A 901-nucleotide genomic window follows, 5' to 3' on the forward strand; every position below is an offset into this window, starting at 1 on the left:
CNCCNGNNCNGNNCNGNNNNACCNNNAGCCCGGGCAGTTCCCAGCCCGAGGTCCGGGGAGCGTTCTGGAAGGTCAGCATGACCTGGAACAACGGATGCCGGGCCAACGAACGAACCGGCTGCACCTCCTCCACCAACCGCTCAAACGGCACATCCTGATGCNCATAGGCAGCCAGATCCACCTCACGCACCCGACCCACCACCTCAGCAAACGACGGATCACCACCAAGACCGACCCGCAACACCAACGTATTGACAAAAANCCCGACCAGATCATCCAACGCCGCCGCACCCCGACCCGCCACCGCCGTCCCCACCGGAATATCAACCCCCGCACCCAACCGCGACAGCAACACCGCCACCGCCGCCTGCACCACCATGAACAACGTCGCCTGCCCCGCCCGCGCCACCTCCACCAACCGCCCATGCACCCCCGCACCCACCCGCACCGGCACCGCCCCACCCCGATAACTCGCCACCGCCGGACGCGGCCGATCCACCGGCAACACCAACTCCACCGGAAGACCCGCCAAAGCAGAACGCCAATACCCCAACTGCGCACTCAACAAACTACCCGGATCAGACTCACTCCCCAACACCGCACGCTGCCACAACGCATAATCCGCATACTGCACCGGCANCCCCNCCCACGACGGCGCCCGCCCCGACAACCGCGCCGCATACGCCGCCGACAAATCACGCCCCAACACCCCCATCGACCAGCCATCCGCCGCAATATGATGCACCACCACCACCAGAACATGCTCCCGCGCGGACACCACGAACAACGACACCCGCCACGGCAACTCCCGCCCCACATCAAAACCCCGCCCCACCTCCGCCCGCAGCAACAACGGCACATCCTCCGCCGCCACCTCCACCACCGACAACACGGGAGAGCC

Annotated in this window: 1 pseudogene (cut by a window edge); it reads right to left on the reverse strand. The window is 66.7% G+C overall.

The features are described from left to right. Positions 1-901 (reverse strand): annotated as a pseudogene (locus ALLO2_RS22925) (AMP-binding protein) (its annotated part extends 1,341 nt beyond the left edge of the window); the annotation flags it as partial.

Origin of the sequence: Frankia sp. Allo2 (genome assembly GCF_000733325.1) — a bacterium.
GTDB lineage: Bacteria > Actinomycetota > Actinomycetes > Frankiales > Frankiaceae > Frankia > Frankia casuarinae.